Genomic DNA, 19425 nt, shown 5'->3' with positions numbered 1-19425 from the left:
AACAACTGGGGGCGCTGCAGATGGCTGGATCGGAACGAAAACAAATTGCGCCTACTCCTGCTGCCGTTGATTTGGATAAGCTGTTATCCTATTATCAAAAGCAATTGCGGGAAGAAGCGTATTTTTATTTGCAAAAAAGAGGGATTTCAGAGGAAACTGTCGGGCAGTTCGGCATCGGTTTTGAAATCGGGAAAATCGGCTTCTATGTGGATCAAAATCAATTGGCCGGCTATTTCGAGAACCGCGTTATCGTGCCGATTCGCAATTATGACGGTGAGGTCGTCGACTTGATCGGACGCTCGATCGACCACAGGGAGCCGAAGTACAAGCCTTTGTACGGTGTGGATCAGTTTCTGTTTAACTATGAAGTGCTTCGGGAATCGGACGAAGTCGTGCTTTGCAACGGCATTTTCGACGTGATGATGCTGACTCAAGCGCGGCTGCCGGCCGTATGCGTGCCCGATTTCGCCGTGTTCAAAGACTATCACGTTCAACTCTTTGCGAATAAAAGGGTTTACATTTGCATGGGGAACGACGAGACGGGGAGAAGGGAGTCCACCCGCATAGAATCTTTGTTAAGCGAACATGCTAAGGAAACATATATTGTTAATTTGCCGGAAACGATCCGGGATATTAACGATTTGTTCGTGCGGGCGCAAAATCCTGCGGAAGCGTTCGTCAAGCTGGTGAACGAGGCCGTGGAAGAAACGATGCTGGCGCCCGTCGCGCCCGATATCAAAAACAGCACCGTTTATTTGGAAGAGTATATGAAGCGCTTCCGGGGCCAAGTTTCGGGCATCAGTTCCGGGTTTGCCAAGCTGGACACGATTTTGTTCGGCGGCTTCGGAGCCGGTCTCTACTTGCTGGCCGGCACCGGGGCGATCGGCAAAAGCATGCTGCTGAAGCAAATGGCGGACCATATCGCACTGCAGCAAACGCCGGTTATTTTTGTTTCCTGGGATATGACCAATTTTGAGCTGTGGGCCCGCAGCATCGCGAGAATTATCGGGATCGCCCCGCAGAAAGTGCTGGGAGGCAAAGCGGACCCGGATCAAGTCGCCGAAGCCAACAAGCAGTACGGCAAAATCAGCAGGACGCTCTGGACGCTGGAATGCACGATGGACACGAGCCTTGATCAGGTGGCGGCTTCGATCGAACGGATTGCCGTCATCGCCGGCAAAGAGCCGGTCGTCTTCATCGATCATCTGCAGCGCATACCTGTAGGCAAGCAATTGGCCGGATTGACTTGGCAGCAGCAGCAGGCGGCTATCGCCTACACGCTTAAGCAGTGGTCTCGCGAGTGGAACAGTCCGATCATCGCCGCATCCGCGCTGGAATCCGGGCAAGAACATGTGCCTGAAGGCGTGCAGGCTTCCGCCGATGTCGTCATGATTTTGAAGCAAAAAGGTTTGAAAGAAAATCACGTGCAGCCGCTGTCTCTGGAACTGACGAAAAACAGAAACGGCACGCTTGGCTTCCTGCCTGTATTTTTCCATAACGATCAGGCATTGTTTACCGAATAACTCGACCATGAGGGGGTCCCTATGGCTCATACCGAAAATTTGAATGTGCTGGAATCGACGCAAACCGTCATTCACGAAGCGCTCAGACGTCTGGGCTACTCCGATGAAATGTATGAACTGCTCAAAGAACCTTTGCGCGTGTTGACCGTGCGGATTCCGATCCGCATGGATGACGGCAAGGTGAAGGTGTTCACAGGCTACAGGGCGCAGCATAATGACGCTGTCGGCCCGACGAAGGGCGGCGTGCGCTTTCACCCGGATGTGACGGAAGACGAGGTAAAGGCGCTCTCGATCTGGATGAGCCTGAAATGCGGCATTTCGGACCTCCCGTACGGCGGGGGTAAAGGCGGCATCATTTGCGACCCGCGGGACATGTCTTTTCGCGAGCTGGAGCGGCTCAGCCGGGGGTATGTCAGAGCGATCAGTCAATTGGTCGGGCCGTCCAAAGATATTCCGGCGCCCGATGTGATGACGAATTCGCAGATCATGGCCTGGATGATGGATGAATACAGCCGGATCCGGGAGTTCGACGCTCCAGGGTTCATAACGGGCAAGCCGCTGGTGCTGGGGGGCTCCCATGGGCGGGAAACGGCCACCGCCAAAGGCGTTACGATCATGATCGACAAGGCCTTGCAGAAAAAAAATATCGCGCTGCAGGGCGCCCGGGTCATCATTCAAGGCTTCGGCAACGCCGGCAGCTATTTGGCCAAATTCATGCACGAGGCGGGAGCCAAAGTTATCGGCATCTCCGATGTGCACGGGGCTTTGTATGACCCGAACGGTCTCGATATCGAATATTTGCTTGACCGCCGGGATTCGTTCGGCACGGTGACCAAGCTGTTCAAAAATACGCTCACGAACCGGGAAATTTTGGAGCAGGATTGCGACATCCTCGTTCCCGCGGCGATCGAGAACCAGTTGACGAGCGACAATGCGGACCGCATCAAGGCAAGCATCGTGGTGGAAGCGGCGAACGGGCCGACGACCCTGGAAGCGACGCAAATATTGACGGACAAAGGCGTGCTGATCGTCCCAGACGTTTTGGCCAGCAGCGGAGGCGTCATCGTTTCTTATTTCGAATGGGTGCAAAATAATCAGGGATATTACTGGACGGAAGATGAAGTTCATGCCAGGCTGCAAAATGTCATGGAAAAGTCCTTTGAAAATGTCTATAATGTTCATAGCACGCGCGGTGTCGACATGCGGCTGGCCGCCTATATGGTAGGCGTCCGCAAAATGGCCGAAGCCTCCCGGTTCAGAGGGTGGGTCTAGCAGGCGGCCGCGCAAAAACGAAGCAGAAGGGGAGTTATACATGCAAGTACTGTCTATTTTGTTGGCAGCTATCGCACCGGGTCTCTCCCTGCTTGCCTATTTTTATCTTAAAGACCGCTACGAAACTGAGCCGATTCATTTGGTCGTCCGCATGTTTATTTTCGGCGTGCTACTTGTGTATCCGACTATGGTGCTGCAGCGAGCGTTTATTGAAGAGATCGGGAATGGCAACATTACGACCGCTTTCTTTTTGTCCGGCGGCATTGAAGAGTTCCTGAAATGGTTCGTTTTGTATCATTTGATTTACCGCCATGCCTCGTTCGACGAACCGTATGACGGCATCGTGTATGCGGTGGCCGTCAGCTTGGGGTATGCGACGCTGGAGAACATTATATACGCGTTCCTGAACGCGTCGTCGTTCAGCGCGTTGATGGTTCGCGCTTTGCTTCCTGTGTCCGGGCATGCGCTATTCGGAGTGATGATGGGCTATTACTTGGGCAAAGCGAAGTTTACGCCGCACAAAACGCAAACGTATATGTGGTACTCGCTGCTTTTTCCGATTTTATGGCACGGCGTGTTCGATTACATTTTGCTTGTGGCCAAAACGTACTGGGTTTGGATCATGATCCCGGTGATGACGTACCTGTGGATACGCACGCTGTGGCGCGTGAATAAAGCGAACGCCCATTCTCCGATGAGGATCGCTTCCCGCGACGAAAAGATTAAAATGCACTGAATTTGGCCATAATGGACATAAACAGACGTATGGTTGAATGTTCCGCCATTGCCGGGAGGGTGCACATGTCCGAAACGAGAGTCAAAGTGACGATCCGCTGCAAACAGTGCGGCGAAAGATTCGTTTTGAAAGGCAAAAAAGAAAAGGGCAAGATCGAAACGGGATTCCGTCAATGCATTTGCAGCAATGAGCACGATTTCGACGTGGAGACCGACGATTAGGAGAGGCGATTCTTATGGAATCGGCCTCTTTTTTCATTTTCGGGCAGTCCCGCTTAGCGTCTCGAAACCATTCTCCGTAAAGTAATTTCGGATGTATAAACCTTCATTTCCGGGCAGAAACTAACGGCAAGTTTGGCGGAAATGAAAGGAGAATGGAAGCGGTTATGTACAAAAGATTAAGTATGGTTTTGTTCCCGTTCCTCTTGCTTGCATTAATCGGTGCCGGAGTCTGGGGCTACTTGGAGCATCAGGAGAAAAACACGATTTTGATCAAAGCGGAAAATCAGTACCAGCGCGCGTTTCACGATCTTTCCTTTCATGTGGACAAGCTGCATACCGAGCTTGGAAACACGCTGGCGGTCAATTCTACCTCCGAACCGTCCTACAGGAAAGGTCTTGTCAATGTATGGAGATTGACCAGCCAGGCGCAAAGCGATATCAACCAGCTGCCGCTCTCGCTGCTGCCGTTTAACAAAACGGGGGATTTCCTGGCGAATATGGCCAACTTCTCCTATCGGATGTCTGTCCGCGATATGACGAAGCAGCCTTTGACGGAAGATGAGATGAAGACGCTGAACACTTTGTACGACCATTCGAACGAAATTACGAAGGAACTGCGGGGCGTGCAGGATAAAGTGATGACCAAAAATTTGCGCTGGATGGACGTGGAAACCGCCCTGATCTCGCAAAAAGAGGTTCGCGACAACGCCATCATCGACGGCTTTACTACCGTGGACAAAAAAGTGGGAGCTTATCCGGAGCTTAACTGGGGACCCGGCAGCTTGAACATTTTGCAAAAAAACGACGTCAACACGCTCTCCGGCAAACAGATGACCGCCGAGGAGATCAAGCAGAAAGCCGCGCAGTATTTGGGACACAAGGATACCTCCAAAATTCAGGTGGTCGAAAACGGCGGCAGCGCTCCCGAATATCAAAGCTTCAGCGTCATCGTGCCCGGCGGAGACGGCCGGGAAAACGATATTCACCTGGACTACACGAAAAAGGGCGGCCATCTCGTGTACTTCATGAAGCCGCGGACTGTGAATGAAAGGAAGTACGATTTGCGGCAAGCGCGCGACGCGGCAAACGAGTTCCTGGATCAGCACGACTATAAGGATATGAGCGCAGTCAGCTACGATCAATACCAGAATCATGCGAACATCATATTCGCCAAGCGTCAGGATGACGTGCTGATCTATCCGGAGCAAGTGAGCGTCACTGTTGCGCTCGACAATCTGGAAGTGACGGGCGTTCATGCGACCGATTACCTTTTCGGACACAAACAGCGCATGATCGGCAAGCCGAAAGTGACCGAGGAAGAAGCGCGCAAAACGTTGAGCCCGCACATGCAAATGTCCGGCCACTCGCTGGCCGTCATCAAGAATGAGCTCGACCAGGAAGTGCTGTGCCATGAATTTATCGGCAAAATGAGAGGCAACACGTACCGCGTCTACGTCAACGGAGATACCGGAACCGAGGAAAAAATCGAGACGATCCGGCCGGAGCAGACGGTCGCGGCGGCCAAATCAATATAAGCGTTCAAGGAAAGCGGGGGCTATTCCCGCTTTCTTTTTTGCATATATAGATTTTATATATGCTCGGATTTTGGCAAGCGGAAGATTTGATGAACATCGTGCGGCTCGGCGTTATGAAAGAGGTATCGCGCAATTATCTAACGCCTATCGGGGCAACGGCATAGGTCGTGGAAGTGCGCAACTGGGCAGGAAGCAGGATGGTAGGGTAAAAACCTGCGAAAGTGCAGTTTTTTTCTGCGGAATTGGCTTATAATGGCGAAAAACCTGCAAAAGTACAGGAATTTTTGCTGAAAATGAATCTGAGTCCATGTATTCGGTAAAAAGCCTGCACTTTTGCAGGAATTGTTCGTAGCCAGTAATTGAGGACGCAAATTCATGTATTTTTGCAGGTTTTTTTTGTGCAACTAGGCAAATTGGGGGTATCGCCTCTGACGTGGGGGGAGGCTGACTTTAGCAGGTTTTCTTCGTGCAGCTAGGCGTATTGAGGTTATCGCCTCTGACGCGTGGGTTATGGGGAGCCTGACTTTAGCAGGCTTTCTTCGCACAGCCAGGCAGATTGCGGCTATCCCCTCCGACGCGGGGGATGTAGGCAGCCAGGCCATCTGGCTTTGCGGGCGGGTTCCAGCAACTGCCTGATTTTTGCAGATTTTACGCGCATTACTGAGGTCCTTTTTTTGCATGTTGTCTGCGAATGGCAGGTACCGGTGGTCATTCACAGCTTTTTCTCACCATGCCGGAGATGCCGGTCGTTCATTTTCCGACGGATGTATTCGTTTGTCACCCGCAGGGTGATTTTTTTATTTGCTTTCTAAAATCGGTTGTCATGTTATAATCAGAGATGTAGTGCTTAAGAAGCAGATTTTGACATAAAATGCGTTGGAGGTGCAGGCTTTGTTTCCTAAGGTTAACCAAATTTTACATATGCAGATCAATTCTATTGACGAAGAGGAATCCAAGATCGAATACAAGTCGAGAATTGCCGACATTTCGGATACGACTATTGTTATCGAAGTTCCGCTGAACGAGACGACCGGCAGATTCAAAAAATTGTACACAGGCGATGAACTGAGCACTTATTTTCTGGGCAGCGACGGCGTGAAAAACTATTTCACCACTACCGTTACAGGTTCCAGCGAAGATGTCATCCGCTTGGTCGAGCTGAAAAAGCCGGAGCCGGAGGCGATCACCCAAGTTCAGCGGCGCAGCTTTCTGCGCGTGCTTGCAGAGCTGGAAGTGGCCGTCCGGATATCCGAGCAAATCCAGTTTACCGCGCTGACCGACGATGTGAGCGGAGGCGGCATTTCCTTTATTTGCGACGCTCACGTACCGATCGGGGTCAATATGCAGATCTCCTGTTGGGTGCTGGTGCCGTTCAAAAACGGAAGCATCGAGCACATTCCGCTCAAGGGCGAAATCGTCCGCATCAAAGAGCTGGAAAGCGGCCGGCAGCTCGCCATGGTAAGATTTGTCGAAATCGTCGACCGCGACCGGCAAAAGCTGATCCGGTTCTGCTTTGAAAGACAGATGGAATTCCGCAAAAGATAATGCATAGAATCGCCGCGCCTGGGCATACTACGATGCAAAATGCCAATAACAAGCGGGTGATTCCATGAAATCGGATCAAGAAGATCCGGATTACGAGCGGCTGTTCATCGTCTTTTCCACCAAGGTGGAGAAGGCGTTAATCCGGCTGACGCTCGTTTTTTTCGTTCTGCTGCTGTGCGCGCAATCGCTGCTGCACATTCCGTACGTACGCAAGCATTTTACGAGAGTCGATCCTTTGGAAGGCAAACCGTATCCGATAGGCCGGCAAACCGGCGGCGAGTGATTCTAGTTTTGCATATGGTTTTTGGGTGTGGTATAATTTTCATCATTAGCAGGCAGTGCCTGCTTTTTTGTTCGTAAGGTATTGTTAGGAGGAGCCGCAGCTTGGAAAAGTTCAATATTGCCATAGATGGCCCCGCCGGAGCCGGCAAAAGCACCATCGCACGGCTTGTCGCAGGCGTGCTTGGTTTTGTTTACGTGGATACCGGGGCCATGTATCGGGCAGTAACGTGGAAGGTACAGCAGGAAGGGCTGCTTCCTCACCAAGAAAAGGAAGTCATTGCTTTGGCGAATCGCATGAACATCGTGCTGGTGCCCGGTTCCGACGGACAACAGGTGCTAGTGGACGGCACGGACGTGACCCGCGAGATCCGCACGACTTCCATTACGGATCATGTTTCCCAGATCGCCAGCATCGGCGCCATCCGGGAACTGCTTGTAGCCATGCAGAAGCAAATGGCGGTATCCAAAGGCGTTGTCATGGACGGCAGAGATATCGGCACCCATGTCATACCGGACGCTGAACTCAAAATATTCCTTACGGCCAGCGTCAAAGAGCGTGCGGAGCGGCGTTTCAAAGAAATGCAGGACAGCGGTTCCGGTACGCTGACGCTCGAGCAATTGGAGCAGGATATTGCGCGCCGCGACCAACTGGATCAGGAAAGAGCGATTTCGCCGCTTAAACGGGCTCCCGACGCTATTCTTATGGATAGTACATCGATGACGATAGATGAAGTCGTTGACGGGATTTTGGGGCTTTGCAAAGACAAAGTCGGAGGTGGCAAATAAGATGCTTTACCGCATCGGCAGAGCGATGTTTCGAGTCATATTCGGCCTGCTTTTCCGCCTTCGCGCGATTGGAACGGACAACGTCCCTGCCCAGGGCGCGGTTGTCCTGTGCGCCAACCATACCAGCTTGTGGGACCCTCCATTACTCGGGTCGCCGCTAAAGCGCATGGTGTACTTCATGGCGAAAGCCGAGCTCTTCGATATTCCGGTATTAGGCACGGCCATCAGCAAAGTGGGAGCTTTTCCCGTGAAACGGGGCGGCGTCAGCAAAGAATCGATTCGCCTGGCGATCCAATTGCTGAAGGACGGCGGCGTCATGGGGATTTTCCCGGAAGGCAGCCGCAGCAACGCCGGAGGAATGGGCAAGAAAGGCGCAGCCAGCCTTGCGTTGAAATCGGGCGCAGCCGTAGTGCCGGTAGCGATCATCGGCGAATACAAGCCGTTTCGCGCCATGAAGATCGTCTACGGGAAACCGGTCGATCTGAGCCCTTTTGCGGCAGCGAGCTCCGATGATCTGGAACAAGCTACCGAATTGATCATGAAAGAAATTCGCGCCCTGCACGCGTCGCACAATAAAGGCTGAGCGCGATGTATGGAATTGAAAGCTTGGAATTATACTATTCTTAAGCGAATGGAATTTTTTGTTTGATACAGAGCAGAAGCTCGCTTGCCGATGCTTTGTGACTTATAAACTATTATTGTAAGTGTTGAATGAGGAGGACTAACCAATGTCAGAAGAAGTAAAAGTGCAAGATCAATCCCAGGAGGTACAAGAAGTTCAAGAGGTGGAGGAAACAGCCGTATCCCAGGCTGAAGCCGAACAAGCGCTGAACAACGTAGCCGTTCTGAAAAAAGGCGCTACGGTTAAAGGTAAAATCGTGAAAGTGGATGCGGACCAAGCGTTCGTTGATATCGGTTATAAATACGACGGCGTTATTCCTGTGCGCGAGCTTTCTTCCGTAACCGTTGAAGACGCAAGCCAAGCGGTACAAATCGGTCAGGAAGTCGAACTGAGAATCGTATCGATCAATGATGCGAAAGAAACACTTGTTCTTTCCAAACGCGCCATCGATAGCGAAAAAGCGTGGGAAACGCTGCAAGGCCAGCTGGAAAAAGGCGAAATTATCGAAGCTGCCGTAGCCGAAGTGGTAAAAGGCGGACTCGTAGTCAACGTCGGCGTTCGCGGCTTCGTACCGGCTTCCATGGTTGAGCGTCATTTCGTTGAAGATTTCAGCGACTACAAAGGACGTACGCTTCGCCTTCGCGTGAAAGAGATCGACCGCGAGAAAAACAAAGTGATTCTGTCCCAGAAAGATGTTCTGGACGAAGAATTCGAAGCGAACAAAAAGAAAATCATCGAAGGGCTCCAAGTGGGACAAGTGCTGGACGGCACGGTTCAACGCTTGACGCAGTTCGGCGCATTTATCGATATCGGCGGCATCGACGGACTTGTACATATTTCCGAGATGGCTTGGCACCATGTCGAGCAAGCTTCCGACGTTGTCAAAGAAGGCGATAAAGTCAAAGTTCAAGTGCTCAAACTCGATCCGGCCAACGAAAAAATCAGCCTCAGCATCAAAGCGACGCAAGAAGGTCCTTGGTCCAAAGTGGAGCGCGAATTCAAAGCGGGAGACATCGTTTCCGGCACTGTAAAACGCCTTGCATCTTTCGGCGCGTTCGTTGAGGTTGCTCCGGGCGTAGAAGGTTTGGTGCACATTTCCCAAATTGCTCACCGTCACATCGGCACTCCTCACGAAGTATTGAAAGAGGGCCAGGAAGTTCAAGTGAAAATTCTTGAAATCAACGCCGCTGAAAAGCGCGTAAGCTTAAGCATCAAAGAGACCGAAGAAGCTCCTGAAGCTCCTGCGGCATCCGCGAAACCGGAAAGAGAAAGACAGCCTCGCGCCGACCGCGACCGCGGCAACAGCGCAAGCCATCAAAAAGAGATTGCCGGCAACGAGAACGTTTCGCTCAGCAATCAAGGTCTTTCCCTGACGCTCGGCGAGCGTTTCGGCGACAAGCTTTCCAAGTTCAAATAAGCGATTCGATGAAAGCTTTCCGGCAGAAAGCACTTAGGAGGACTCAACATGCGTGTTTCACGCAAAATGGAGCATGTCCATTATGCGCTGGAGCTCGGCCAATCCGGCAAGCAGGGCTTGTCGGACGTTAAGCTCGTGCACAATTGTCTGCCTGAGACTTCGACGGATCAAATTGCATTAACGACTCAAATCGGCGAACTCAATCTGAGCTCGCCGATTTTAATTAATGCGATGACCGGCGGCGCTAAGGAGACGGAAATCATTAACCGCGAGCTGTCGATCGTCGCCCGGGAGAAGGGGCTGGCGATGGCCGTAGGCTCGCAAATGTCCGCGATTAAGGATAGCGGGATGGCATCCAGCTATCAGGTGGTGCGCCGCGAAAACCCGGCCGGCGTCATTTTCGCCAATTTAGGCAGCGAAGCGACCGTGGAGCAAGCGCTGCGCGCCGTGCACATGATCGAAGCGGATGCGCTGCAAATTCATTTGAACGTCATGCAGGAGCTGATCATGCCTGAAGGCGACCGCAGCTTTACCGGCATGCTGCGCCGCATTGAAGCGATTGTCCGGCAGGCCGGAGTGCCGGTGATCGTCAAAGAGGTCGGCTTCGGCATCCTGGGGGAGAACGCCAGGGAGCTGCATAACATCGGCGTGCGCATCCTCGATGTCGGCGGGACCGGCGGCACGAATTTTGCCGCGATCGAGAATGCACGGCGTTCATCGGCGCTGGATTGGCTGAACGATTGGGGAAGCCCGACGAGCGTCGCGCTGCTCGAAGCTCTGCAAGTGTATCCCCGCGGCTCGGTCATCGCCTCGGGGGGCATTACGAACGCTTTGCAAGCGGTCAAAGCGCTCGTTCTCGGCGCCTCCGCCGTCGGGATGGCCGGCGCCTTCCTGAAGGTGCTGCGCACCGAAGGAGCGGATGCGCTGCACCGTTTTGCCGGCGAGCTGCACGATGGGCTCGTCCTGATCATGACGGCGCTCGGCGCCCGCACGGTCAGGGAGCTGTGGGACCGCCCAGCCGTCATATCCGGCGAAACGGCCGAGTGGTGCAGGGCGCGCGGCATTTCAACAACCGAATATGCAGAAAGAGGAACCCGGAGTAAATAATTTGTTTTTTGCCATACTAAGGTTCAGACGGAGCTTCCGGACCGATGCGTCCGGAGGCCCGAAGTTCCGCAGGGTGGGTAACGACATGAATTCCGGCTATCTTTCGCTCATTCTCCTCTGCATTGCGCTGATTTTGGTTGTCAGCGGCTGGAAGGAGATTTTTTTAAGAAGTATATCGTACAAGGGAATACTTCTTTTTTTTATGGCTTGGCTCGTTGGCTCGCGAATCGTCATTACATGGGGCCATGTGCAAATGTATGCGGTGTATGCGGGAATCGCTTTGGTCAGCATAGGCATCCTTTTTGCGACTCGGGGCTTCATCCAGAAGCTGCACCTGCTTTCCATCGGACTGCTGCTGGGTTCCTTTCACTTCCTGATCCAGCAGCTGCTGGTGATGGACCCGATACTCATTGTCGGCAATCCCGGGTGGGATACGGCTTTGTTTCTGGCTTTCGCGGTCACGGTCATTCAGCGCAGCGAACTGCAGCAAATTGCGGGGCTTTCCATCGGCTGCCTGCTGGGCGAGCTGTATCAGACAAGCATTCATACGTGGAATGGCATTCACCGGATCGGCGGCACCGGTTTTCAGGATCAATGGTGGCTTGCGGTTTTTGCGGCGCGTGTATTGACCGTTGTGGTGCAGCAAGTTTACAGCGGGTTTCAGGCTGTCTTGGAACGAAAAGGAGGATGGAAAAAGTGATCGAGTGGATCCATGCGAACCGCTACACGACAGGTGTCGTCATAGGTGTCATCTTCGGCATTTTATCCCGGATGAACATGCTGCGCACCGATTATCGGCAGTATCCGACTTACCCGCACGGAAAAATCATTCACATCTCGCTCGGCGTGATCGCGGCGGCTCTGGGGGCGGTCGCGGTTCCGGCGCTGCTGGAAAAAAACTATACGGCCGTTACGTTTTTGTCGCTTGCGGCGCAGCAGTTTCGCGATGTACGCAACATGGAGAGGCAAAGCTTGTCCAAAATCGACGAGCTGGAGCTCGTTCCCAGAGGAGTATCCTACATCGAAGGAATCGCCATGGTGTTTGAGGGCAGGAACTATCTCGTCATTTTTTCCGCTTTTGCCGCCTCGCTGTTCAGCATTATATTTGACTGGTACTGGGGGGCATTGGCAGGGATCGTTACCATATGGCTGTCGAACTATTTGAAATCCGGCAAAAATTTGTCATCGATCGCTCATATCGAGCAGGCGCCGGTTCGCCTGGATGGGCCGGACCTGTTCGTCGGCTCCATTTACATTATGAACGTCGGCCTTGAAAGCAGCCGCAAGCTGATTCAGGAACACGCGCTCGGTTATCACCTGAAGCCGAAAAACCGCAACAGCCGCGTTACGCTGGCGAATTTGGGGCAGCGGCAAGCTATTTTGCACGATATCTCCACGCTGTTCGGCGTATACCGCGACGATGGCGAGCCTTCTCTGGTTCCGATGGCGAAACTGAATATTAACGACGGTACGCTGGCGCTCCTGCTGCTGCCGCAAGAGAAGGATGCGGACAAATTGCTGACCGCCCTGAATCGCGTTCCTGTGCTGGAAAGCGCGGTGCGCAAGCCTTCCGAAGCCGGCGTCAATCAACGGAAGGAGGCTTGAGAAGGATGTCGATGTCGCAAATACTTGCAGTTATCAGCATGGAGCATGATCGGGTGGGGGGCGGCGCGCCGATTTTTATCGTGGACAGCCCCGAAGAACAGGAAAAAGTTTCATTTTTATTGGAAAAAATATTGAACGCAACGGCTCACGATTTGAAAAACGGCACGATGATCTTGGTAAGGCACTTCTGAGTCATGCGGAAGAAAAGCCTGCCCGAATGAGCGCATCTCATTTGGTATTAGCCAAGCCGTGTCTTTTTTGTTATGATGTAAGTTGTGAATTTTTCCAAAAGCAAAATGAAGTTGACGCTTGCGAAGCCAGTTTTTGTGGCGAACAACACTAGGGAGTGAACAATAAGTGGCCAGACCTGTTATTGCGATTGTAGGACGTCCCAACGTCGGCAAATCGACAATTTTTAATCGTATTGTCGGAGACCGGCTTGCGATTGTGGAAGATAAACCGGGGGTTACGCGTGACCGTTTGTATGGAGTCGGCGAATGGCAGAATCAGCCGTTCAGCGTCATCGATACGGGAGGTATCGAAATCGACGGCGATGACGCCATTTTGAAATCGGTCCGCGTGCAGGCGGAGCTGGCGATTGAGGAAGCCGACGTCATTATTTTCATGGTGGACGCCAAAGCCGGCGTCACTCCGTCCGACGAGGAAGTCGCCCAGCTTTTGTTCCGTTCGAAGAAGCCGATCGTGCTTGCGGTTAATAAAGTGGATAATTTGCAGCGGCAGGACGAAATTTACGAGTTTTACAGCCTGGGGTTCGGCGATCCCATCGGCATTTCCGGCTCCCACGGAATCGGAATCGGCGACTTGCTGGAAGCGGCGTGCTCCCATTTCCCGTCGGCGGCGGAAGAGGAGTATGGCGAAGAAGTGATCAAGTTTGCGCTTATCGGGCGCCCGAACGTCGGCAAATCGTCGCTCACCAACGCTATTCTCGGCGAAGAGCGGGTTATCGTCAGCGATGTGGCCGGAACGACGCGCGATGCGATCGATTCGCCTTTTGAGCGGGACGGGCAAAAGTACGTCATCATCGATACGGCGGGCATGCGCAAGCGCGGCAAAGTTTACGAAAACACGGAAAAGTACAGCGTGATGCGGGCCATGAAGGCGATTGAGCGCGCGGATGTCGTCCTCGTCGTCATCGACGGTCAGGAGGGCATTATCGAGCAGGACAAACATATCGCCGGTTATGCGCACGAAGCCGGCAAAGCGGCCATTTTCGTCGTGAACAAATGGGATATCGTGGAAAAAGACGACAAAACGATGCACCAGTTCACGCAAAAGATTCGCGATCATTTCCTGTTCATGACGTACGCGCCTGTCGTATTCGTCTCTGCCAAAACGACGCAAAGGCTGCACAAGCTGCTGCCGGTCGTCGTGCAGGTAGCGGAGAATCATGCGCTTCGCGTGCAGACGCACGTCTTGAACGATGTCGTCTCCGATGCGGTAGCCTACAACCCGCCGCCGACCGACAAAGGCAAGCGCCTGCGCATCAATTACGCGACACAGGTTGCGGTGAAGCCTCCTGTTTTCGTGCTTTTCGTGAACGAGCCCGAGCTGATGCATTTCTCGTACGAGCGTTATCTGGACAACAAGATACGGGCGGCTTTCGGCTTCGAGGGAACTCCGATTCGCATATTGAGCCGCAGAAAATCGTCGGATGACGAGTAGGGGGAATTGAGCTTGTATTCGATCATAGCTATAGTTGCGGGATATTTGTTAGGGTCTGTCAGTTTCAGCTATTTGTTTGGAAAATGGTTCAAGGGCATCGATATCCGCAAGCACGGCAGCGGCAACGCGGGCGCGACGAACACGCTGCGCGTGCTCGGCAAAGGCCCGGCCATCATGGTCCTGCTGCTGGATGGGCTCAAAGGCGTCGCGGCTGTCATGTTCGGCATTTGGGCGGCGCCGGACGAAATATGGATTCGCGTGCTGTGCGGGCTTGCCGCCATCGTCGGCCATAACTGGCCGGTCTACTTCGGATTTCGCGGCGGCAAGGGCATCGCGACCACGATCGGCGTGATGGCTACGCTGTGCTTCATCCCTACCTTGATCGCCGGAATTACCGCTATCGTCATCATTGCCATAACAAGATTTGTCTCGCTCGGTTCCCTTATTCTTACAGCACTTTTACCATTTTTAATTTGGGGGATGGACCGGCCGCTGCCGATCTTGTGGATCAGCATTTTGCTTTGCGTATTTGCCTTTATTCGCCATCGCACGAATATCGTCAAGCTGATTCAAGGCAAGGAGAACAAATTGGGCTCGAAGCGGGCCTGACCGATACTGAATTTAGCCGGTTAAGGAGGCATCCATATTGTCGAATAAAGTTTCGGTACTCGTCGCCGGAAGCTGGGGGACGGCTCTCGCTTCCGTGCTGGCGGATAACGGGAAGCAGGTGCTGCTGTGGTCGCGCAGCGAGCAGCAGGTCCGCGAAATCAATGAAGAGCACCGCAACAGCCGCTTTCTGAATGATATCGAATTGTCGCCGCTTATCGTTGCGACGAATTCGCTGCAGGAGGCCGTTCAGGATGCCGACGCCATCGTGATGGTCGTGCCTTCGTCCGGCATGCGGGAGGTAGCCTCGCGCATTCGCCCGTATTTGAAAAGCGATGCGCTGCTCCTCCATGCGACCAAAGGATTCGAAGCAGGCACGCTCAAGCGGATGACGGAGGTCATCGCCGATGAGCTGCCTGATTTCGACGCCAATCGGCTCGTCGTTTTGTCCGGGCCGAGCCATGCCGAAGAGGTCATCTGCAAATGTCCGACGACCGTCGTCGTTGCGGCCCGTGAGGTGGCGGCGGCGGAAGCGGCCCAGGATTTGCTGATGAACGCGTATTTCCGCGTATATACGAATCCTGACGTCGAAGGCGTCGAAGTCGGCGGCGCATTGAAAAATATTATCGCGCTGGGCGCCGGTCTTACCGACGGCCTCGGCTTCGGCGATAACGCCAAGGCGGCGCTGCTTACGCGGGGCCTCGCAGAAATTGCCCGGCTCGGCACAGCGATGGGGGCGAATCCGCAGACGTTCGCCGGGCTTGCGGGCATCGGCGATCTGATCGTCACCTGCACGAGCAAGCACAGCCGCAACTGGCGGGCCGGATACAAGCTCGCGCAGGGCGCGCCGCTGGATGAAGTGCTCGCAGAAATGGGCATGGTCGTTGAAGGTGTGAAGACGACCAAGGCGGCCTACGAGCTGTCCCGCCGCTACCGGGTGACGATGCCGATTACGGATGAGCTGCATCACGTTTTGTTCGAAGGGAAGTCGCCCAAATTGGCGGCGCAAGATTTGATGGGGCGCGTCAAAACGCATGAAATCGAAGAAATCGCCAGCTCCTCGGCGACAAAATGGTTGGGGTAGCCTACACCATACATAGCCTGCTTTCATACTATACCTTAGATAGTTTAATGATCTCAGGAATAGGGAGGCGGCAATTGTGACGAATCGAGATCTGTCCAAAGACGTTTTGAACGTGGTCAAGAAAAGAACGGGTAAATCCGTTACTCCTAAAGATATCCAAAAAATAGCAAGCGGCGTAAAACCTTCGACGATGACTAGCGAAGCCCAGCTTCGCCAGCTGATCAAACAGATTTCCGGACTGGTCAACGTCAAAGTTTCGGAAGAGACGATGAAGGAAATTATCCAGGCCGTAAAAAGCAGCAAGCTGGACACGAACAACATGCAGGAATTGATGCAAATGATGCTTGGGAAAAATAAGTGATAGAGGCGCTTCCCCTGCGGCTGATTTCATATCGAAGAGCAGGCGGATGATTTTGCAAAAACAGATGGCTTGCAGCGTAAAACCTTGAGCGGCTCTGACCGTCAAGGTTTATTTTTTTTCGGCTTATGCTATAATTAGTGCTGAATTTGCAAATTTAACATTAGGAGCAATGGGAATGTCAGGTTTGGATAAAATGTGGGCGTCGTTTGTCGCCATCGGACTTATGGTTTTCGCTTCCTTATTGATTTCGTTTGCAAGAACGCGTACGAAGGGCGCTGTCCGCGCCATTTTGTCGATCATCGCTTTTTTGCTTTTTATTCCGATTATGGTGTACATGCTGCTTTCAATGCTGTAGACTGCGTGGAGGGTTGAAAGGATGCTGGAGCTTAAAACTCGCAAAGGCCAAACCAAAGTTGAAACCGATACCGGAATGACGATTCTGGATCTTGCTTTGAAACATCAAGTGGACTGGGGCTTCTCGTGCACGCGGGGGACATGCGCCAGATGTCGGTGCTACGTCGCAGCGGGAAGGGAACTGCTGGCCCCGCCGACCGAAGCGGAGGAACTGCGCCTGGAGCCTGAAGAACTGGAGCAAGGCTTCCGGTTGGCCTGTCAATGCGCGATTCGGCAAAATGGGGATATTTCCGTCACGCACAAACCATATTTTTAACATCATAGCATACATACGGAAAGGTGTGGGGCCCCTTGTTTTTATCAGAGCCGCTCTGCAGCGGTTTAAATACGATTTACCGGCGGCTGGAGCCGCAGGCTGCGAAATGGCTCGTCGGAGGCAGTTGCGGGCTGCTTTTGCACGGCATTAAGCTGGAGAGAGATCCGAGGGATCTGGATCTGTATATCGATCAGGAAGAGGTGGACCGGGTGCACGAAGCTTTGCGCATCTATGCTACGGACCAGCCGTTATACAGCGAAACTCCGATCTATGCTTCTATTCTTAGTCACTATCAAATTGAAGACAATGCGGTCGAATTGGTAGGTTCCTTCCGCGTTCACGCGCTGGATTCGTCCTATCGGATCGAAGCGGCTTATTTTTGGGATCGCCACAGCACGGAGGTATGCATCGGCGAGAGTACGGTCAAAGTCATGCCGCTCGCCCATGAGCTGCTGTTCAATGTGCTGCGCGGCCGTCCCGACCGCTACGAGCGCATTGCCGAGGCTATGCAGCAGAAGCCCGGCGAGCATTTTCCGGCGCTTCAGGATTTGCTGGCCCGCAACAACTGGGGCATTCCGATGCTGCGCCGGCTGGAAATGCTGCTGGACTGCCAATTATAATCCGATTTTCGGTCAAAAAGAAGGGAATAGCGATGGCGCTTTGCGAAGTGCATTTTTGGCCTGACGACAAAAAAATCGGGGTGCGCCCCGGCACAACTTTGCTGGATGCAGGCCGCAGGGCCCGCGTCAACATCCGCACGCGCTGCGGGGCCAAAGCCGCCTGTCTGATGTGCAAAGTAAAAGTGGCCGATGCGGGCGGCCTGGCCCCGATGAATCAGAACGAGCGGCTGAAGCTCGGCGCACAGGCCGACGAAGGATTCCGGCTTGCCTGCCAGGCGCGCGTAACCGGCCCCGTGCAGGTCATCGTTCCGGAAGATCCGCTGAAGGCGGCGATTCGCGCACAGCTTGCCAGGCAGCGGGAGGAAGAAGATTTATTTTAAAAAGGATGATTCCGCGTTGAAAACTTATCTCATACCCCGGCAGCTGAAATTGTACGTCCTATGCCTCTGCCTGCTCGTCCTGTTAAGCGGCTGTGCTTATCCGAAAGAGCTGCGTCAGGAAAATAAAATCAATCCCGGCGAATTCATTACGGTCGTTCAGCAGGCAATTGACAAGTTCCATGAGAAGACGGGCGTTCTGCCGATCAAAAACAGTGATATGAGCACGCCGCTTTATGAGAAATATGTCGTCGATTTCGGCAAGCTGCAAAAAATGAACTATTTGAGCAGCGTCCCGGCCAACGCCTTTGAAAAGGGCGGCATTTTTATGTATGTGCTCGTCAATGCGGAAACGAAGCCGGAAGTGAAGCTGATCGATCTATTGGCGTTTCAAAGCGTAGCCGACGTGCAGGCCAAAGTGGACGCCTATAAAGTAAAGCATAACGGACAGCTGCCCGCCGGCATCGCCATCGATGAAGCGTTCGTTTATGTCGATTTTGAGAAGCTGGGCATGAAATCTCCGGAAATCAAATCGGCGTTTAATAGACAAAGTTATGTCAACTACATGCTGGATAAAGTTTCCGGTACGGTGGCGATCGACTATGCGCCGGACATCATGAAGCTGATCCAGGACAAGGCGATGCAAAACTCGCTTGCGCCCGAGCAGGATTTGCGCGATTTGCTCGTAGCCAGCTCCTATTTTGTACCCGCCAAAAGCTATCCTTACTATTGGAAAGACAACCAGCCGCTTCCATCCGATAATTAGCTTTGCTCGCAGGCTGATCCGTTAGCGGCGTTCGGGCTGCTTGCGGAGCCGAGTAGGCGCAGCGTGGAGGCGAGTAGGCGCAGCGTGGAGGCGGTCAAGGAGTGCGGCGGAGCTGAGCAGGCGCAGCGTGGAGTCGCGCAAGGAGTGCGGCGGAGCTGAGCAGGCGCAGCGTGGAGTCGCGCAAGGAGTGCGGCGGAGCCGAGCAGGTGCAGCGTGGAGTCGCGCAAGGAGTGCGGCGGAGCTAGGGCAGGCGCAGCGTGGGGGCGCGCAAGGAGTGCGGCGGAGCTGAGCAGGTGCAGCGTGGAGTTATTGCGAGACAGTACTCCGCTAGAGCATCGAGGCAGTGCTCAGCAAGCCTGTGAAAAAACGAGTCCGCCGAGCTGTCATCTCACGAGCAAATAGAAATTACGCAGAAAGCCTGCAAAAGTACAGTTTTTTTCTCGCAGATACGCTTACGGGGAAATATTCCTGCAAAAGTACAGTTTTTTCGCTGCGAATCGGGTTTGGACTCCATTTTGGCCGATAATTCCTGCACTTTCGCAGGCTTTTCCCGAAAACGAGCCACTTCTGCAGAAAATTCCTGTACTTTTGCAGGCTTTTCGATTCA

General features: G+C 53.3%; 23 protein-coding genes. All 23 read left to right on the top strand.

Features of this window, described 5'->3' with window-relative positions:
• Window positions 1–20: 20 nt before the first annotated feature.
• The 23 genes from AC0LWT_RS11780 (at window position 21) to AC0LWT_RS11670 (ending at window position 18818) form a co-directional block, all read left to right on the top strand.
• On the top strand, window positions 21–1523 hold the full coding sequence (locus AC0LWT_RS11780; protein ID WP_474681442.1) for a DnaB-like helicase C-terminal domain-containing protein: 1503 nt from the start codon (window positions 21–23) through the stop codon (window positions 1521–1523).
• Window positions 1524–1544: 21 nt separating this feature from the next.
• Complete coding sequence (locus AC0LWT_RS11775; protein ID WP_474681441.1) at window positions 1545–2795, top strand: Glu/Leu/Phe/Val family dehydrogenase; 1251 nt, start codon at window positions 1545–1547, stop codon at window positions 2793–2795.
• Between the two features lie 40 nt (window positions 2796–2835).
• Window positions 2836–3531, top strand: coding sequence for a glutamic-type intramembrane protease PrsW (gene prsW, locus AC0LWT_RS11770; RefSeq protein ID WP_474681440.1), 696 nt, complete (start codon window positions 2836–2838; stop codon window positions 3529–3531).
• 65 nt (window positions 3532–3596) lie between these two features.
• Window positions 3597–3752, top strand: a complete 156-nt coding sequence (locus AC0LWT_RS11765) for a hypothetical protein (protein WP_474681439.1) — start codon at window positions 3597–3599, stop codon at window positions 3750–3752.
• 164 nt (window positions 3753–3916) lie between these two features.
• Entirely contained in the window at window positions 3917–5287 is a 1371-nt protein-coding gene (ypeB, locus tag AC0LWT_RS11760) for a germination protein YpeB (RefSeq protein ID WP_474681438.1), read from the top strand.
• Between the two features lie 891 nt (window positions 5288–6178).
• On the top strand, window positions 6179–6832 hold the full coding sequence (locus tag AC0LWT_RS11755; protein ID WP_474681437.1) for a flagellar brake protein: 654 nt from the start codon (window positions 6179–6181) through the stop codon (window positions 6830–6832).
• Between the two features lie 64 nt (window positions 6833–6896).
• Window positions 6897–7115 (top strand): hypothetical protein, encoded by a 219-nt coding sequence (locus AC0LWT_RS11750; protein ID WP_474681436.1) that lies wholly within the window; start codon window positions 6897–6899, stop codon window positions 7113–7115.
• Window positions 7116–7216: 101 nt separating this feature from the next.
• The gene (cmk, locus tag AC0LWT_RS11745; protein ID WP_474681435.1) at window positions 7217–7900 is read left to right on the top strand and encodes a (d)CMP kinase; all 684 of its coding nucleotides are present in this window, start codon (window positions 7217–7219) and stop codon (window positions 7898–7900) included.
• 1 nt (window position 7901) lies between these two features.
• Window positions 7902–8483 carry a lysophospholipid acyltransferase family protein gene (locus AC0LWT_RS11740; RefSeq protein WP_474681434.1) on the top strand — a complete coding sequence of 194 codons (582 nt, stop codon included), beginning with the start codon at window positions 7902–7904 and terminating at the stop codon, window positions 8481–8483.
• A gap of 145 nt (window positions 8484–8628) precedes the next feature.
• Window positions 8629–9939 carry a 30S ribosomal protein S1 gene (gene rpsA, locus AC0LWT_RS11735; RefSeq protein WP_474681433.1) on the top strand — a complete coding sequence of 437 codons (1311 nt, stop codon included), beginning with the start codon at window positions 8629–8631 and terminating at the stop codon, window positions 9937–9939.
• Window positions 9940–9987: 48 nt separating this feature from the next.
• Window positions 9988–11046 (top strand): type 2 isopentenyl-diphosphate Delta-isomerase, encoded by a 1059-nt coding sequence (fni, locus tag AC0LWT_RS11730; protein ID WP_474681432.1) that lies wholly within the window; start codon window positions 9988–9990, stop codon window positions 11044–11046.
• Between the two features lie 85 nt (window positions 11047–11131).
• Entirely contained in the window at window positions 11132–11746 is a 615-nt protein-coding gene (locus AC0LWT_RS11725) for a YphA family membrane protein (RefSeq protein WP_474681431.1), read from the top strand.
• Window positions 11734–12651 carry a YIEGIA family protein gene (locus AC0LWT_RS11720; protein ID WP_474681430.1) on the top strand — a complete coding sequence of 306 codons (918 nt, stop codon included), beginning with the start codon at window positions 11734–11736 and terminating at the stop codon, window positions 12649–12651. The genes AC0LWT_RS11725 and AC0LWT_RS11720 overlap by 13 nt, the downstream gene beginning before the upstream one ends.
• 5 nt (window positions 12652–12656) lie before the next feature.
• Window positions 12657–12842, top strand: coding sequence for a capping complex subunit for YIEGIA (locus tag AC0LWT_RS11715; protein WP_474681429.1), 186 nt, complete (start codon window positions 12657–12659; stop codon window positions 12840–12842).
• A 166-nt stretch (window positions 12843–13008) separates the two neighbouring features.
• The gene (der, locus tag AC0LWT_RS11710; RefSeq protein ID WP_474681428.1) at window positions 13009–14334 is read left to right on the top strand and encodes a ribosome biogenesis GTPase Der; all 1326 of its coding nucleotides are present in this window, start codon (window positions 13009–13011) and stop codon (window positions 14332–14334) included.
• A gap of 12 nt (window positions 14335–14346) precedes the next feature.
• The gene (plsY, locus tag AC0LWT_RS11705; protein WP_474681427.1) at window positions 14347–14943 is read left to right on the top strand and encodes a glycerol-3-phosphate 1-O-acyltransferase PlsY; all 597 of its coding nucleotides are present in this window, start codon (window positions 14347–14349) and stop codon (window positions 14941–14943) included.
• A gap of 37 nt (window positions 14944–14980) precedes the next feature.
• The gene (locus AC0LWT_RS11700; protein ID WP_474681426.1) at window positions 14981–16024 is read left to right on the top strand and encodes an NAD(P)H-dependent glycerol-3-phosphate dehydrogenase; all 1044 of its coding nucleotides are present in this window, start codon (window positions 14981–14983) and stop codon (window positions 16022–16024) included.
• Between the two features lie 76 nt (window positions 16025–16100).
• The gene (locus tag AC0LWT_RS11695; RefSeq protein WP_474681425.1) at window positions 16101–16385 is read left to right on the top strand and encodes a stage VI sporulation protein F; all 285 of its coding nucleotides are present in this window, start codon (window positions 16101–16103) and stop codon (window positions 16383–16385) included.
• Window positions 16386–16560: 175 nt separating this feature from the next.
• On the top strand, window positions 16561–16740 hold the full coding sequence (locus AC0LWT_RS11690; protein ID WP_474681424.1) for a DUF2768 family protein: 180 nt from the start codon (window positions 16561–16563) through the stop codon (window positions 16738–16740).
• A 21-nt stretch (window positions 16741–16761) separates the two neighbouring features.
• Window positions 16762–17055, top strand: coding sequence for a 2Fe-2S iron-sulfur cluster-binding protein (locus AC0LWT_RS11685; RefSeq protein WP_474681423.1), 294 nt, complete (start codon window positions 16762–16764; stop codon window positions 17053–17055).
• A 35-nt stretch (window positions 17056–17090) separates the two neighbouring features.
• Window positions 17091–17675 carry a nucleotidyltransferase domain-containing protein gene (locus tag AC0LWT_RS11680; RefSeq protein WP_474681422.1) on the top strand — a complete coding sequence of 195 codons (585 nt, stop codon included), beginning with the start codon at window positions 17091–17093 and terminating at the stop codon, window positions 17673–17675.
• 32 nt (window positions 17676–17707) lie between these two features.
• A complete protein-coding gene (locus tag AC0LWT_RS11675; protein ID WP_474681421.1) occupies window positions 17708–18055 on the top strand; it encodes a 2Fe-2S iron-sulfur cluster-binding protein in 348 nt (115 codons plus the stop codon).
• Between the two features lie 16 nt (window positions 18056–18071).
• Window positions 18072–18818 (top strand): hypothetical protein, encoded by a 747-nt coding sequence (locus AC0LWT_RS11670; protein ID WP_474681420.1) that lies wholly within the window; start codon window positions 18072–18074, stop codon window positions 18816–18818.
• The last annotated feature ends 607 nt before the right edge of the window (window positions 18819–19425 follow it).

It is taken from the genome of Paenibacillus sp. sgz302164, assembly GCF_056120505.1.
The sequence above is the reverse complement of the archived record's forward strand: the minus strand, read 5'-3'. Positions and strand labels throughout refer to the sequence as shown.

Coding starts and splice junctions, on each gene's coding strand:
- AC0LWT_RS11765 (WP_474681439.1), top strand. CDS start 3,597: ATGTCCGAAACGAGAGTCAAAGTGACGATCCGCTGCAAACAGTGCGGC.
- fni (WP_474681432.1), top strand. CDS start 9,988: ATGCGTGTTTCACGCAAAATGGAGCATGTCCATTATGCGCTGGAGCTC.
- AC0LWT_RS11715 (WP_474681429.1), top strand. CDS start 12,657: ATGTCGATGTCGCAAATACTTGCAGTTATCAGCATGGAGCATGATCGG.
- rpsA (WP_474681433.1), top strand. CDS start 8,629: ATGTCAGAAGAAGTAAAAGTGCAAGATCAATCCCAGGAGGTACAAGAA.
- AC0LWT_RS11720 (WP_474681430.1), top strand. CDS start 11,734: ATGGAAAAAGTGATCGAGTGGATCCATGCGAACCGCTACACGACAGGT.
- AC0LWT_RS11775 (WP_474681441.1), top strand. CDS start 1,545: ATGGCTCATACCGAAAATTTGAATGTGCTGGAATCGACGCAAACCGTC.
- AC0LWT_RS11740 (WP_474681434.1), top strand. CDS start 7,902: ATGCTTTACCGCATCGGCAGAGCGATGTTTCGAGTCATATTCGGCCTG.
- ypeB (WP_474681438.1), top strand. CDS start 3,917: ATGTACAAAAGATTAAGTATGGTTTTGTTCCCGTTCCTCTTGCTTGCA.
- AC0LWT_RS11675 (WP_474681421.1), top strand. CDS start 17,708: ATGGCGCTTTGCGAAGTGCATTTTTGGCCTGACGACAAAAAAATCGGG.
- AC0LWT_RS11750 (WP_474681436.1), top strand. CDS start 6,897: ATGAAATCGGATCAAGAAGATCCGGATTACGAGCGGCTGTTCATCGTC.
- AC0LWT_RS11725 (WP_474681431.1), top strand. CDS start 11,132: ATGAATTCCGGCTATCTTTCGCTCATTCTCCTCTGCATTGCGCTGATT.
- AC0LWT_RS11685 (WP_474681423.1), top strand. CDS start 16,762: ATGCTGGAGCTTAAAACTCGCAAAGGCCAAACCAAAGTTGAAACCGAT.
- prsW (WP_474681440.1), top strand. CDS start 2,836: ATGCAAGTACTGTCTATTTTGTTGGCAGCTATCGCACCGGGTCTCTCC.
- AC0LWT_RS11690 (WP_474681424.1), top strand. CDS start 16,561: ATGTCAGGTTTGGATAAAATGTGGGCGTCGTTTGTCGCCATCGGACTT.
- AC0LWT_RS11780 (WP_474681442.1), top strand. CDS start 21: ATGGCTGGATCGGAACGAAAACAAATTGCGCCTACTCCTGCTGCCGTT.